Source organism: Candidatus Frankia nodulisporulans (assembly GCF_902806475.1).
GTDB lineage: Bacteria > Actinomycetota > Actinomycetes > Frankiales > Frankiaceae > Frankia > Frankia umida.
Genome location: NZ_CADCWS010000002.1, coordinates 54,872 through 69,805, shown reverse-complemented (window position 1 = coordinate 69,805; position 14,934 = coordinate 54,872). Strand labels below are relative to the sequence as shown.

The 14,934-nt window shown below is 73.5% G+C and carries 9 protein-coding genes and 2 pseudogenes; 6 read left to right on the top strand and 5 right to left on the bottom strand.

Annotation, left to right across the window (positions count from 1 at the left end; translation table 11 throughout):
• Positions 1 to 123: 123 nt before the first annotated feature.
• A complete protein-coding gene (locus G6R24_RS00695) occupies positions 124 to 1,008 on the bottom strand; it encodes an endonuclease/exonuclease/phosphatase family protein (protein ID WP_163547194.1) in 885 nt (294 codons plus the stop codon).
• 139 nt (positions 1,009 to 1,147) lie between these two features.
• Positions 1,148 to 2,542, bottom strand: coding sequence for a PucR-like N-terminal domain-containing protein (locus G6R24_RS00690; RefSeq protein ID WP_338083886.1), 1,395 nt, complete (start codon positions 2,540 to 2,542; stop codon positions 1,148 to 1,150).
• 149 nt (positions 2,543 to 2,691) lie between these two features.
• Between G6R24_RS00690 and G6R24_RS00685 the strand changes: the two are divergent.
• A pseudogene (locus G6R24_RS00685) lies at positions 2,692 to 4,114 on the top strand (M16 family metallopeptidase).
• A 31-nt stretch (positions 4,115 to 4,145) separates the two neighbouring features.
• Positions 4,146 to 5,494 (top strand): annotated as a pseudogene (locus G6R24_RS00680) (M16 family metallopeptidase).
• 62 nt (positions 5,495 to 5,556) lie between these two features.
• On the opposite strand, the gene G6R24_RS00675 reads toward G6R24_RS00680, so the two are convergent.
• Both G6R24_RS00675 and G6R24_RS00670 read right to left on the bottom strand, forming a co-directional pair.
• Complete coding sequence (locus G6R24_RS00675) at positions 5,557 to 7,233, bottom strand: ANTAR domain-containing protein (protein WP_225437924.1); 1,677 nt, start codon at positions 7,231 to 7,233, stop codon at positions 5,557 to 5,559.
• A 209-nt stretch (positions 7,234 to 7,442) separates the two neighbouring features.
• Positions 7,443 to 7,682 carry a mycoredoxin gene (locus G6R24_RS00670; protein ID WP_163547188.1) on the bottom strand — a complete coding sequence of 80 codons (240 nt, stop codon included), beginning with the start codon at positions 7,680 to 7,682 and terminating at the stop codon, positions 7,443 to 7,445.
• Between the two features lie 94 nt (positions 7,683 to 7,776).
• On the opposite strand from G6R24_RS00670, the gene G6R24_RS00665 reads away from it, so the two are divergent.
• From G6R24_RS00665 to G6R24_RS00650, 4 genes are all read left to right on the top strand, one after another.
• Positions 7,777 to 10,122 (top strand): ATP-dependent DNA helicase UvrD2, encoded by a 2,346-nt coding sequence (locus G6R24_RS00665; RefSeq protein ID WP_163547186.1) that lies wholly within the window; start codon positions 7,777 to 7,779, stop codon positions 10,120 to 10,122.
• Between the two features lie 157 nt (positions 10,123 to 10,279).
• Positions 10,280 to 10,687 (top strand): hypothetical protein, encoded by a 408-nt coding sequence (locus G6R24_RS00660; protein WP_163547184.1) that lies wholly within the window; start codon positions 10,280 to 10,282, stop codon positions 10,685 to 10,687.
• Between the two features lie 114 nt (positions 10,688 to 10,801).
• A complete protein-coding gene (locus G6R24_RS00655; RefSeq protein WP_276511361.1) occupies positions 10,802 to 11,089 on the top strand; it encodes a WhiB family transcriptional regulator in 288 nt (95 codons plus the stop codon).
• Positions 11,090 to 11,255: 166 nt separating this feature from the next.
• Positions 11,256 to 12,923: an alkaline phosphatase family protein gene (locus tag G6R24_RS00650; RefSeq protein ID WP_225437922.1), complete on the top strand. Its 1,668-nt coding sequence runs from the start codon at positions 11,256 to 11,258 to the stop codon at positions 12,921 to 12,923.
• A gap of 34 nt (positions 12,924 to 12,957) precedes the next feature.
• Here the strand turns inward: G6R24_RS00650 and G6R24_RS00645 are convergent, their stop codons facing one another.
• A complete protein-coding gene (locus tag G6R24_RS00645; RefSeq protein WP_163547182.1) occupies positions 12,958 to 14,913 on the bottom strand; it encodes an ABC1 kinase family protein in 1,956 nt (651 codons plus the stop codon).
• Positions 14,914 to 14,934: the final 21 nt, after the last annotated feature.

Sequence of the window (14,934 nt, the reverse complement as noted above, 5' to 3'; positions counted from 1 at the left end):
CAGCGCACCCCCGTCTCCGACCACCGCGCCCCGGTCCCGTCCCGACCGCCTCGAACTGAGCGGCGCACGACAGGTTCTGGAGCCCGCACCGCCCGGATCACGGCCAGATCGCGGCCGGTGGTGTCAGCGGGCGAGGTCGACGAGCAGGGCGCGGTGGTCGGAGACGGGGGTGCGCTGGCAGTGCACGGCGCGGACCTCGCCGATCGCGCCGCGGGCGAGCACATGGTCGAGCTGTACCTGGGGTGCGGGCGCCGGGTAGGTCGGGGTCGCGGCGAGTCGGCGCCAGCGGGTGAGCAGACCGGGCAGCGCACCGGGCAGGTTCAGATCGCCGAGGATGACGACCGGGCCGTCACCTTCACCGTCACCGCCATCGCTCCGAGCGCCGCCGCTCTCGCCCCCGGTGGTCCCGGCAGGGTTCCCGAGTTCGGCGGCCGTGGCGGCCCCGGCGGGACGGCGGGTGAGACGGCGGGTGAGACGACGCAGCTGCCAGGCGTTCCACCCGGGGACGAAGGACAGGTGCGTGGTCACGACGGTCAGCGGACCGTCGTCGGTGTCGAGGGTCGCCGCGACCGCCAGGCGAGGCTCGTCGTCGAGCAGGACCAGCCGTGCCCGGCCGCCGGGACCGCCGCCGGGTAGGGCGATCGGTGAACGTACCGGCGCCCGGCCGAGGTCGATGACCCGCCAGTCCCGCACCGGAAACCGGCTGATCAGCGCGATCCCGTAGGCCGGTTCACCGGCGGGGCGGGGGACGTCCGCGGGGCGCCAGGTCTCCCCCGGCGTCCCGTACACCGTGGGGACGAACCGCCAGTCGCCGTCGTCGGCACCCATGGCCCCCGCGGCCAGCGCGGCGAGGTCAAGCCGGCCGGAGCGGGGCTGGTCGAGGTCGACCTCCTGGAGGCCGAGGACGTCCGCGTCCAGCCCGACGATGGCCTCGACGAAACGCTCCGCCCGAACCGCACCGTCGGCGAGGGACCGTCCGTGCATCACGTTGAAGGTGCCCAGCCGCACGCCGCTGACCGTACCGGACGCGCGACCCGAACGGGCACCGTCCGAGCCAGCGGTACGAGCCACGCCAGGACGGAGCCACGCCAGGACGGGAGGGCCGGGTCGGGACGGGACGGCCGGCGCCAGGACGGGATGGCCGACGTCAGCCGGTCGGGACGGGCCGATCGATGGCACCCGGGGCATCGAACGGGGCGGTGGAGCGCTCGGTGGCGGCAGCGGTGGGTCGGGCGGCGGCGCCGGCGCGTAGGACGAGCTCGAGGTCGAAGCGGATGTCGGGGTCCTCCAGACCGGGGCCGAACAGGTCGCGTAGCTGGTTGACGCGGTAGCGGACGGTCTGCGGATGGATGTGCAGACGCTCGGCGATCAGGCCGCGCTGGCCACGCAGCGACAACCAGTGCAACAGGGTCTCGGCGAGGCGTTCGCGGGTGCGGCTGGGAAGGTTGTCCAAGGGCGCGAGGAGCCGGGTGGCGAGGTCGGTGACGAGGCCCGGGTCACGGGCGAGCAGCAGGGCGCTCAGATACTCGTCGGTGAACAGCGGGTCGGCGGTGGCGGCGCTGGTGGTGGTGAGGCGACCGGCGTCGCGGGCGTCGCGGGCGTCACGGGCCCGGGCGGCGCTCGCGGCGCTCTGGGCCCAGACGACGGCGGGGCCGACGACCGCGCCGAGACCAGCCAGCCTCGCGGTCAGCGCCACCCGGCCAGGGCCGGGTTCGGTGGCGCCGACGAACAGCCAGGTGTCCTGGCCCTGGACCGTGCGCGGGCAGCCGTCCGGCAGCCGCAACGCCCGCACGCCATGATCGCTGGCGTCCCCGACGTCCCAGGCATCCCCGCTGTCCCAGGGATCCCGAGCCTCCCGAGGATGCCCGGCGCTGCTGGCAACGGCGGGATCGGCGGGTTCCCCGCGACGCGCCGCGTCGAGGGCGGGCGGGCCGGCCGGGACGCACGCGGGGATCAGAACGGCGGCCAGGCGACCGGGCAGGGTCAGCCGGCCCGACTGGGCGACCTGGGCGACGGCGTCCACGGGGGCGCCGGTGAGCAGCATCTCACCGAGCCGGTCGAGCAGGCGTTCGCGTTCACCGGCGGCGGTGAACTGCTCGGTGGCGTATCCCTCGGCGGACGCCGCCGAGATGCCGTCGATGTAGGCGAACATCATCTCGGCGAGGGAGACCAGGCCGGCGGCGTCGACACCGTTGCGGGCCGCGGCCTCACCCAGACGCCGCCAGGACACCCGGGCACCGACCCGGTAGGCACCGAGCAGGTTGTCCAGGGAACGTCCGGCTCGCACCTCGCCGCGGCCCAGCCGGACGTAGACGTCACGTCCGGAGGCCAGGTTCGGCTCGAGCTGCGGCCCGGCCTCGACGACAGCCAGGAACCGCCGCAGTGCCTCGGCGACCCCGCGGCGCACGCCCTGGCCGAACCGGCCCTCCAGCGGACGGGCGTAGGCCGGCACCTCCCGGGAGATCGCCAGGATGACCTCTTCGCCCAACTGGCCAAGCTCTGCGGCGAGCGTCCCGGGCAGACCGGCCGGAAACTGTCCCATGGGAACAGACTGTCTCATGCGCCACACCCCCGATCTCATGCGCCACACCCCCGATGGTCAGGGGCGGCGCCGAAGTCCTGTCCGCTATCCGTCCGGTGGTGTGCGTCGCTCGGGCCCGAGGGGCGGCGGCGGGCAGTAGCGTGGCATCCGTGGCCACGTCCTCTGTTCCTGCCCCTGATCCGGTCGGTTCCGCCGCGGTGAGGTCGGCCGTGGGGAGGCCGGCGGTGGTGCCGCCGACGGTGGTACGACCCCGCCAGGGCGCGGCGTCGCCGTCCTTGCCGGTGCCGAGCTATCCGATCGAGCGGGTGCGCCTGGGGAACGGGCTACGTGTTCTGTTCGCACCCGACCGGACGGCGCCGGTGGTGGCGGTGAGCGTCCACTATGACGTCGGCTTCAGGTCGGAGCCGCAGGGGCGCACCGGTTTCGCGCATCTGTTCGAGCATCTGATGTTCCAGGGCAGCGCGAACGTCGGCAAGGCGGAGCATCCCAAGCACGTCCAGGCCGCCGGTGGAATCTTCAACGGTTCCACCCATCCGGATCACACCGACTATTACGAGCTGTTGCCGTCCGGGGCGCTCGAACTCGCGCTGTTCCTCGAGGCCGACCGGATGCGCAGCCCCAAGATCACTCAGCAGAACCTCGAGAACCAGATCGCCGTGGTGCAGGAGGAGATCCGGGTCAACGTCCTGAACCGGCCGTACGGCGGATTTCCGTGGATCAGCCTGCCGCCGGTGGCGTTCGACACGTTTCCCAACGCGCACAACGGCTACGGCGATTTCACCGAGCTCGCCGCGGCCAGCCTCGACGACGCCGAGGACTTCTTCGACAAGTTCTACGCACCGGGCAACGCCGTGCTAACCGTCACCGGTGACTTCGATCCGGCGGAAGCGCTCACCTTCGTCGAGCGCTACTTCGGTGACATCCCCGCCCGCGCCGTGCCGGCGCCGGGCAGCTTCGCCGAGCCCGTGCGCTCGCAGGAGCGCCGCGAGCGCATCACCGACCGGGCTCGCCCCCCGCGCCGCGCTCGCCGTCGGCTACCGGGTGCCAGATCCGATCGGCGACCTGACCGGTTTCCTCGCCTACTGCCTGCTCGCCGACGTGCTCAGCGACGGCGACGCCAGCCGGCTCGAGCGCCGGCTCGTCCAACACGACCGTTCGGTGACCGGTGTGCGCGCCTCGCTCGGTACCTTCGGAAGCCCCTTCGAGCAGCGTGATCCCCTGCTGTTCACGCTGGAGGCCCGCCAGTCCGAGGACGCGACCGTCCACGGCGTGCTCGCCGCCGTGGACGAGGAACTCGGCCGCCTGGCACACGACGGTCTCGTCGTCGGCGAGCTGGAGCGGGTACAGGCCCGGGTCGTCTCGTCGCTGCTGCGCGAGGCCGACGACGCGCTGGGCCGGGCGATGTCGATCGCCGTGCACGAACTGCGCCGTGGCCGTCCGGAGCTCGTCAACGAGCTGCCGGCCGAGCTTGCCGCCGTCACCGCCGACGAGGTCACCGCCGCCGCCGCGAGCCTGCTGGACCAGGGCCGCTCGGTCCTCGAACTCGAAGCCGGCGCTGCCCCCACCGCCTGACCAGCCCAGTACCGCCTGACCCGTCCACCGTCTGACCAGCAGCCATGAGATCGGGAGAGCCGTGACATCCGTTCTTGTCCCCGAGGTGCGGCCGTCAGCGCCGGCGCGCCTGCCCTCGGTCACGGACCGAACGCTGTCCAACGGGCTGCGGGTGCTCGTGGTCGAGCGCACCAGCGTGCCGCTCGTCGAGGTGCGGTTGCGGGTTCCGTTCGCCGGGACCGGCGCGCAGTTCCACGCCGGTGCGGAGGTGCTCGCGGAGACGCTGTTCACCGGGTCCGCCCGCCACGACCGCACCGGGCTCGCCATCGAGGTGCAGAGCCTGGGGGCGCGCTGTCCACCGGGGTCGACAACGACCGGCTCGCCGTGGTCGGCTCCGCGCTCGCGTCGAACCTCGAGCCGCTGTTGCAGATCATGGCCGAGGTGCTGCTCGGCGCCACCTACCCGGACGACGAGGTCGCCGGCGAGCGGGAGCGGATCGTCGAGGACACCGCGGTCGCCCGCAGCCAGCCGGCGGTGATCGCCCGGGAGGCGCTGCTCGCCCGGATCTTCGGCGACCATCCGTATGCCAAGGGCATCCCCGACCCGGCCGTGGTCGCCGCCGTGCGCGCGGACGACGTGCGGTCCCTGCACGCTCGCCGGGTGGTCCCGGCCGGCGCCATCCTCACCCTGGTCGGCGACATCGCCGCCGAACGGGCCTTCACCGCGGTGACCTCGGCTCTCGGCGGCTGGGCGGGCGAGCTCTCGGCGCCGGCCCCGCCGCTGCCCGTGATCGAACCGGGTCCGATCCTGATCGTCGATCGGCCGGGTGCGGTGCAGACGAACATCCGCCTCGGTGGGGCCGCGTTGCCACGGTCAGCACCCGGGGCGCCGGCCCAACGGCTCGCCAACACGATCTTCGGTGGCTACTTCAGCTCCCGGCTGGTCGACAACATCCGCGAGGACAAGGGCTACACCTACTCCCCGCGCAGCTCCATCGACCACTACCTGGCCGGGTCCCGTCTGACGATCGCCGCGGACGTCGCCACCGAAGTCACCGGCCCGGCACTGCTCGAACTCTGGTACGAACTCGGCCGGATCGCGCTGCTGGCGCCCAGCCAGCGGGAGCTGGACGCGGCACGTCAGTACGCCGTCGGCACCCTGGCACTGGGCAGCGCCACCGCCGCGGGCCTTGCCTCCACCCTGTCGGCGCTGGCCGGCGCGGACCTCGGGGTCGAGTACCTGCGTGACCATCCGCGAGCCTTGGCCGAGGTCACCCTCGAGGACCTTCAGGCGGCGGCGGCTGACCTGCTGGCACCGACCCGTCTGGTGACGGTCCTGGTCGGTGACCGCGAGCGGATCACCCGCGCCGTGGGCGACCTGGCCCCGATCGCACCGGCCTGACGCCGCGCCCACCACCACCACCGCACGCCGCTGGCCGTGTCAGTGGCGCCCGCCGGTTCGCGTCAGTGACGCTCGGACGGGGACCTCGGCGGAGCCGGTCGAGGTGCGACCCCGGTAGCACCGGCCGCCGCACCCGGCCCAGGCCGCGTCGGCCCGGACCCGCTTGACCCGGCGGCGCCGGACCCACCGGTGACCGCGGCGCTCCCGCCGGAGCCGGCCCGATCCGGCCCGCGGGACGTCGCGGCGCCGGCCGGGCCAGCCGCGGGGGTGCCACCTGACACGCCGCCCGGACCGCCGCTGCCAGCACCGCTTGGCCCACCAGCACCGCTTGGCCCACCGGTACCGCCCGGGCCGCCAGGACCGCCGGCGTTGCCGCGTCCACCGAGTTCCCCGGGCAGGGCGACCCGTGGGTCACCGACCGAGTCGACGACCTGGCGAGCCAGGTCATGGACCCGGCGGCCCATGCCGCGGGCCGTGCGCCGCAGCCGTTCGAACGCCTCGCGCGGGCGAATCTGATTACGTTCCGCCAGCACCCCGATCGCCTGCTCGACGATCACGCGGGAGGCCAGCGCATGTTCAAGCTGGATGACGGACAGCCGTAGCTGCTCGATCTCACCGAGATCCCGCTCGGCGCGGCGTGGCCGCCCGGGCGGGGCGAGGTCCTCGGCGAGCAGGTCGGCCAGGACCATCGCGGACAGCAGATCGCCGACCGGCCGTACCTCCGGTCCCGGTCCTTCGACCACCCAGCCGGCCGAGGTCCGCCGCAGCCGCATGTCCGCCCCTAGGCGGCGGGCCGCGGCCGTCGTGGCCGCGGCCGTGGCAGCCGCGTTCGTCCCCCGTCCAGCACTCGACGGGCCGGCCGATCCGGCCGCGGCCGCCGGCTGGACCGGACGCGGCGGCGTGGTCCGAGCCGGCCCGCCGGGGCGCACCGCCCGCGCGATGGTCTGCGGCGTCGGCATCCGGCCCGGTCGTGGATGTGCGGCGCCGGCGACGGGTGCCCCCCGGCCGGCGGAGGTCGCCGCCCCGGCACCGGAGGGCACACCCACCGCGGGCCCGCCGCCAGCCGTCGCCTCGGCGTGCGTCCGCTCGGCGTGCGGGACGTCGGCGTGCGGTTGCTGGGCGTCGACAGGTGGGGCGTCGGTATGCGGGACGTCAGCGTGCGGTTGCGGGACGTCCGCAGGTGGGGCGTCTGTAGGGGAGACGTCGGTGCGTGGGACGCCTGTGGGCGGGGCGACGGATTCGGGTGGGAGATCCGTGGTCAGGGACACCCGTGTGGGGGCCCCCGACTCGGCTGGATCGCCCGTTGGGGCCACCGCGACCGCGTCGGACAGGTCCGTGGCCGCCGCCGACATCGCGGCCACGGGGCCGTCGGTATCGGACGCCGAGCCAACGGACACCGGTACGTGACCGGAGGCCGCCAGTTCGTCGGCGATCCCACGTACCTGGGCACGATTCTCTGTGGTCACAGGCACCTCGCCATGGTCCAGGCTGACGAGAACACCGAGCAGTCGGCCATCTGGACGCAGGACCGGCGTCGCGAGATAGCTGCGCACCCCCAACAGACGATGCTCCGCGGTGTCGGCCGCGGGATGCCCGGGACCAACCCCGGACGCCGCCGCGGGGGCACCGTCGAGCATGCGGGCGATGACACTGTCGGCGCGGGGATAGTGGGTTCCCACCTCGAGACCGGCGAAGGATCCCGCCAGCCGGAGATAGCCCACGGTCGTCGCAGAAACCACGACGAAACAGGCTGTCTCCATCTGGTCGCGGGCATGAACCGCCCGTAGCGCGGCATCGACGGTGCTCCACGCCTGTTCTGAAGGTGCTGACGACACAGGCCGAACTCTCCCACAAACTTCACGGGCAGTGACGGACACCGTCCCACGTGCCGGCCGCGTGTGCGGTGGGAAGGTAAGAACTCCCGGGATGTTGTTGCTCTACGTATCCGTTATGCGGCAGAAGTGACCTTCTCGGTGACCTGGCGGATGCTCGGGTTCGTCATCACAGTGCCATCGGGAAAGAGCACAGTCGGCACGGTCGCGTTCCCGTTGTTCGCATCGCGGACACGTTGCTCTGCTGTCGGGTCGTTCTCGATATCCACGGTCTTGTACTCCACGCCGGCGCGGTCCAGTTGGCTCTTCAGTCGAACGCAGTAGCCGCACCAGGAAGTCGTGTAGATCGTGAGCACGAATGGCCTCCAAGTCACTGGGACACAACAGATGCTCCAACAGTGTGGCGGCGCCGTCCCTTCCCGCGCCAGACCGGTACTACCGTGTCGAGGGATGTCCGGACCCACCGCTCCGCCGCCCGCGCCCACCGCCGCGCCCGGGGCGCCAGCCGCCGCCGCCCCCGCCGGCCCACCCGGTGCGACGCCCGTCGCCGCGTCCCGTGAGATCGGCGCGGCGGGCCCGGCCGCCGGCCACGATCTGCTGGCCGCGCTGGATCCGGAGCAGCGGGCCGCCGCGGCCGCCCCGCTCGGCCCGGTCTGCATCCTGGCCGGGGCCGGTACGGGCAAGACGCGCACGATCACCCACAGAATCGCGCACATGGTCGCGGATCGCGGGGTTGCGCCCGATCAGATCCTCGCGGTCAGCTTCACCACCCGGGCCGCCGGTGAGCTGCGCGGCCGGCTGCGGGCGATGGGTGTGCCGGGGGTGCAGGCGCGGACGTTCCATTCGTCCGCACTGCGCCAGTTGCAGTACTTCTGGCCGACGGTGGCCGGCGGTCCGCTGCCCAGGCTCGAGTCGAGCAAGATCCCGACGATGGCCCGGGCCGCGGCCCGGCTGGGCCTGCGCACCGACCGCACGGAACTGCGCGACCTGACCGCCGAGGTCGAATGGGCCAAGGTCTCGCTCGTCACCCCGGAGGACTACGCGCGCCTGGCCGCGGCGGCGGGCCGCGAGACGACGATGACCGCCGCGACGATCGGTCGGCTCTACGGCGCCTACGAGGAGACCAAACGGGAGGCCGGCATTCTCGACCTCGAGGATCTGCTGCTGCTCACCGCCGCCATGATCGAGGAGCACGGCTTCGTCGCGGGCGAGATCCGCTCCCGCTACCGGCACTTCGTCGTCGACGAGTACCAGGACGTCAACATGCTCCAGCAGCGGGTGCTCGACGCCTGGCTCGGTGACCGCGACAGCCTGTGCGTCGTCGGCGATCCCCATCAGACGATCTACTCGTTCGCCGGGGCCTCACCGCGTTACCTGCTCGAGTTCCCCCGCCGTCATCCGCAGGCGACGGTGGTCCGGCTGGTGCGCGACTACCGGTCGACACCCCAGGTGGTGGCCCTGGCCAACCGGCTGGTGGGGGCGGGGCCCCGGGCCGCGCTCGTCGCCGCCGCGCCCGCCGGGCCCGCGCCGGTGTGGCTCGAGTGCGACACGGAGGCCGACGAGGCCACCGCCGTCACCAGCCGCATCCGGACCCTGCTCGCCCGTGGCCTGCCGGCCAGCCAGATCGCCGTGCTGTACCGGACGAACGCGCAGTCGGAGGCCTACGAGTCGGCCCTCGGCGCGGCCGGCATCGCCTGTCTGCTGCGCGGCGGGGAGAAGTTCTTCGCCCGGCCGGAGGTCCGCAAGGCGACCGGGCTGCTGCGGGCCGCCGTCCGCTCCGCCGACCTCGACCGTCCGCTCGGCCTCGCCGACGCGGTGGCGGACGTCCTCGGTGCGCTGCAGTGGTACCCGCACACCGCCGCCGTCGGCACCGCCGCCGTCGGCACCGGCGCCGAACGGGAGCGCTGGGAGAACCTCGCCGCGCTGCACCGACTCGCCGAGGATCTCGCGGCCCGCGATCCCGCCGCCGGTCTCGGCGAGTTCGTCGCCGAACTCGCCGATCGCGACACCCACGAGCATCTGCCGACCGTCGAGGGGGTGACGCTGTCCACCCTGCACGCCGCGAAGGGCCTCGAATGGGACGCGGTCTTCCTCGTCGGCCTCACCGAGGGCACCCTGCCGCTGGTGCACGCCCGCTCCACCGAGCAGGTCGAGGAGGAGCGCCGGCTGCTCTACGTCGGGATCACCCGTGCCCGCACCCAGCTGGTCCTGTCATGGTCGCTGGCGCGCACCCAGGGAGCCAGCCGGGTCCGCCGCCCATCCCGTTTCCTGGACGAGCTACGCCCCGCACGCCGTGGCTCCGGTGGTACCGGTGGCTTCGGTGGTGCCGCTGGCTCGAGTGGTTCCCGGGGCGGCGGCGGAGCCACCGGACGGGACGCCTCGACTGACCCGGCTGCGGAGCGGTCGCCGGGATCGGACGGGACGGGCGGGGCGCCCGGCTCCGGGGGACCCGGGGACGCGGCTCGGACCCGGACCAGGGGGCGTTCCGCGGTGCGCTGCCGGGTCTGCGGTCAGTCGCTGACCGGTGCGTCGGCGCGGGTCGGACGGTGCGCCCAGTGCCCCGGTGACGTGGACGCCGCGCTGTACGAACGCCTGCGGGTCTGGCGGGCCGCCACCGCGAAGGAGGCCCGCATGCCGGTGTTCGTCATCCTCACCGACGCGACCCTGCGTGCGATCGCCGAATGCCGACCCGGCACGGTCGCCGAACTGGTCCGGATCCCCGGGATCGGCCAGGCCAAGCTCGACCGGTACGGCACGGCGGTGCTCGCCCTGGTGGCCGACCGCGCCACGCCGTGAGCACGGCTCCACCCTTGTGACGCAACGTGTCATACTCGCGACACAGAAAATACGTTGAGGTTCTCGCGAAGGCCTTCTACGGTTACACCGACGCCCCACAGACGCCGACTGGCTGCCATGCGCCACCGGCCCTCCGGAGAATCGAGGTGATCTCGCAATGGTGAACATTCTGGCGAACAGAGTGAGCAGCGAGGTCATCCGTGAGCAGGGCCCGCTGTCCGCGGCCTGCCTCCAGAGCACGGAGATCGGCGCTGGTCCGGCGCTCGCGCACGCCCTCTATACCGCCCTGTCGACCATCGGCATGGCCGATGCAGGCGTGCCGGCGGGTGTCCGCGGTCGGGTTCTCGGCATGTCCATCACCCCCATGGTGCTGGCGGCCACATCAGGCGCGGCCCGGCCGAGCGCCACGGCTGTGTTCGCCGCCCAGCAGGCACCCGTCGCACCGCTGTCGGGCACCGCTGCGCTGCTCACGAAGCATCGCCAGGTCACCGGGAACACCGCTGGCCAGCTGTCCACGAACCGTCACCTCACATCGGGATACGTCCTCGATCCGCATCCGGAGTAAGCGCTCCGGAGCTGACACGAGAGCCGCGATCCCGATGGGGATCGCGGCTCTTTGTCGTTTCGCTTCCTTCCATCCATCCGCTCGAAGCCAAACCGTGTCGGAGGTGACACCCCGGTGTTCGATCACATGATCGTCGCCCGGATCGAGCAGGATCGGCTCGTTCTGCCCTGCTGGGACGTCGATCCCGAAATGTTCTTCGCGGAGTCCCCGGCGGACGTGGAGACCGCGAAGGCCGTCTGCCACACCTGCCCGGTCCGGGCGGCCTGCCTGACCGCGGCCCTCGATCGGGGCGAGCCGTGGGGGGTGTGGGGTGGCGAGCTGGTGGTGACCGGCACCGTCGTCCCGCGCAAACGCCCCCGCGGCCGGCCACGCAAGGTCCGCCCCGAGGAGGTCGCGGCCTGAACGGGCCATCGTCTCGGCGGGTCGCGGCCTGAACATGGCCGCGGCTGCCAGCGGCCGCGGCCAAGCCACCTGGGTGCGGGCGGAACACCGAGCAGTCGGTGTTCCGCCCGCCGGTGTTGGCTGTGGATTTCCTCGCCTGACGGGGGCACCCGGATAGGGTTTCCCCGTGCCCAGTCGCGATCGCGTCTACCCGCTGTCGACCGGAGCCCCATCCACCCCCGAGTCGACGTCCCTGGCCGAGCCGTCCCTGGCCGAGCCGTCGCTCGCGGCGGCGGGCGCCGGGCTCGCCGCCGAACCCGAACCCGACCGTGCCGTCGGGCCGCGATCCCCGGGCGTCCCGGCGCACCGCGCGGCATCCCGTGCCGACGGGTCCGGCGAGCTGGGGCGGGCGGTCGCCGCACTCACCGCGCCGGAACTCGCCGCGGTCGTCGACCTGGTCGCCTGGGTCGACGCGCCATGGCTGTATGTCGCGAACGCGGCCGGGTCGGCCCGCCTGCCCACCGCCACACCGGACGGGCCCTGGGAGGTGCGCTCCGGGCGTGACCCGTTGGTCTCGCAGGATCCGCTGCACGGCGTGCCCCTGGCGAACGCCCTGGCCGACCCGTCCCCGCCGAACGAACGCAACGCCTATCCGTTCGCCGGCCGGCGGCTGCTGTCCGCGTTCGGCGACGCCACCCGCTCACCCGACCTGATCGTCGTGCACACCCCGGGCCACTACTGGCCGGAGCGCGGCGGTCATCTCGGTGAACACGGCTCGCTGGACGCCGGCCAGTCCCGCGCCCCCCTGCTGCTCTCCGGCGCGGGTGTGCGTGCGCGCGGCCTGCGTGAGGGCGTGGCCCGGGTCATCGACATCGCCCCGACCCTCGCCGTTCTCGCCTCGGCGAGCCTGCCCGGGGCCGAGGGTACGGCGCTGACCGACATCGTCACCGCCGGTGTCGCACGCCACGTCGTCGGTCTGCTGTGGGACGGCGCCAACTGCAACGATCTGCTGCATCTGGCCGGCACCGGCGTACTGCCGAACGTCGCCCGGCTGCTCGCCGAAGGCACGGCGCTGACCGGCGGTGCCATCGCCGAGTTCCCCAGCGTGACGCTGACCAACCACACCTCCGCGCTCACCGGCGTAGGCCCCGGCCGTCACGGCATCCTGCACAACGTCTACTTCGACCGCGCCGTCGGTCGTCAGGTGATCGTCAACGACGTGAAGACCTGGCACGCGGCCTGTGAACAGCTCCGCGACGGCGTCGAGACGCTCTTCGAGGCCGTGCTCCGGGCACGTCCGGCGGCGGTGACCGCCTGTGTGAACGAGCCGGTCGACCGGGGCGCGCACTACTCGACGTTCGGCCTGGTCCGCGCGGCCGGTTCCGCCAGCGGCGCCGGTGACATGGGCGACTACCTGCCCCCCGTCGAGGGTGATCCGCACAGCGACGCCGAATGGGCGAACCGGGATCCCGACTACGCGTGGTCCAGCCGGGTCGACGCGCTCGGCCTCACCCAGATCCTACAGCTGTGGGCCGCGGATGCCGTCCCGCCCGACGTCATGTGGTGGAACACCACCGTCACCGACACCGGCCACCACGGTGGCGGCCCCTATTCGCCCGAGTCCCGGGCCGCCCTGCGGGACGCGGACGCACGGCTGGGTGTCTTCCTCGACCTGCTGGCCGAGCGGGGCCTGCTGGCCGACACCGCGTTCCTGCTGACCGCCGACCACGGTTCGGAAGCCGCCGATCCGGACTGCCGCGGCGACTGGGGCGATGCCCTGCGGGCCGCCGGCGTGCGCTTCCGCGACGAAGGCTACGGCTTCATCTACCTCGGCGATCTTCCCTCCGGCGAGTAGCTTCGCCACCCCGGTGTCGCCTCGCGGCCTCGAGCTACCGCCCGTCGTCGGGGTCGGCCCTGGGCGCTGGCACGACCTCGCTGGCGGCCGTCGGCTGATCGACCGCTTCGGCCCGGTCGCCCGCGCCGGTTCGGTCGGCTGGTCCGGGCTGATCGACCGGGCCGGGCTGATCGCCTGCCTTGTGCTGCTCGGTGATCTTCGTCTGGGCGGGTGGTCGTGACCTGGCGGCGGCTTTCGGCTTCGGCTGGACGGCGGACCTCGCCCCGGCCGCGGGCCGTGTGGCCGAGGACGGCTTGGGTCGGGAGCCAGACGTCGGCGCGCCGGCGGCGGTCGGCCTGCTGCTGGAGGTCGGACCATCGGTAGCGGGCGACTCGGGGAGCGTCGGATCGGTAGCGGCCGGCGCGGGGGCGGCTCGCGGTTTCGGGGTGGGCTTCGACCGGGTGGTCGCCCTGGTCCGGGCTGCCCGCCCGGTGCCGGTCGCGCCGGCTTCTCCCGTGGCGGGGGGCGTGGGCGCCTCGGCCAGGGTCGCTCGGCGCCGGCCACGGCGGGAACGGGGGGTCCCGAGGACGACCGGACCGGCGAGCGCGTGGATGACGCCCGCCTCCTCCCGGACCCGCAGGACGGGCAGGGGACGGTCGGGCCGGTTGGCATGCGCGGCGGCGCGGGCGGCCGGCGTGCCTGGCTCGGCGAAACCGGGCTGCCAGCGTGCCATCTCGGCACGGAAGTCGCCGGTGCTGCCCAACTGGCAGAGCACACCGATGGCGCCGAGCGTCACGCGGTGGATGAGCAGGTACGACGGGGGGAGGTTGAGCTGGCGGCCGAGTTGGGCCGCGGCCGAACGCCAGTCGCCGAGCCGGGTGGCCTCACCCCGCAGCCAGCTGCGGGTGAAGGTGAACTCGTCCGCGGCGATCGGGGCCAGCATCGGGGCCAGATAGTCGAGCAGATCCGCGGCTTCGATCTCGGCCGCCGCCGGGATGAAACCCTCCGCGCGCAGCCCGTCGGCCACCGCCGCCGAGTCCCCGGCCAGTGTCTGGCGGGCGAGGCGGCCCACCGGCTCGGGCAGCCCGCCGGGCAGGCGGTTGACCGCGCCGAAGTCGAGGACGCCCAGGCGCCCGTCCGCCAGCAGCCGGAAGTTGCCCGGATGCGGGTCGGCATGCAGCAGCCCGGCCCGGGCCGGACACGAGTAGAGGAACCGGACCAGCAGCATCCCGGCCTGGTCCCGCTGTTCGGAGGTGCCCTCGCTGATGATGGTGGACAGTGGCGTTCCGTCGATCCACTCGCTGACGATCACCCGGTCGGCGCCGGCGATGGGACGGGGGACCGCGATGTCGGGGTCGCCGGCGTAGGCCTCGGCGAAGGCGGCCTGCCAGGCGGCCTCCAGCCGGTAGTCGAGCTCCTCGGCGACGCGGGCCTTGAGCTCCTCGATGAGGGGTTTGACGTCCAGGCCGGGAACGATCGAGCTGAACAGGCGGGCGGCCCGACCAAGCTGGGTCAGGTCGGCGAGCAGCGCGGGGCCGGCTCCCGGGTACTGCACCTTGACGGCGACCGGCCGGCCGTCCGCCCACACCGCCCGGTGGACCTGACCGATGCTCGCCGCCGCGACCGGCGTGTCGTCGAACTCGGCGAACAGCGACCGCCACTCGGGGCCCAGTTCCTCCTCGAGCACCCGCCGCATCACCGCGGTGGGGAGTGGCGGGGCCGCCTCCTGCAGTTTGGTCAGCGCCGCCCGGTAGGGCGCGGCCACCTCGTCGGGCAGCGCGGCCTCGAAGACGGACATCGCCTGGCCGAGTTTCATCGCGCCGCCCTTGAGCTCACCGAGCACGCGGAAGATCTGCGCGGCGGTGCGTTGCTGCAGCTCAGAGGCGACGACCTCGGCGGGGCGACCGCCCAAGCGTCGACCGGCGCCGATCGTGGCGCGGCCGGCGATCCCCAAGGGGAGCGCGGCCAGTTTCGCGGTGCGGACCACGGCCCGCCGCGGGATGTCGGACACAGCTCCATCGTGCCCCCTCCC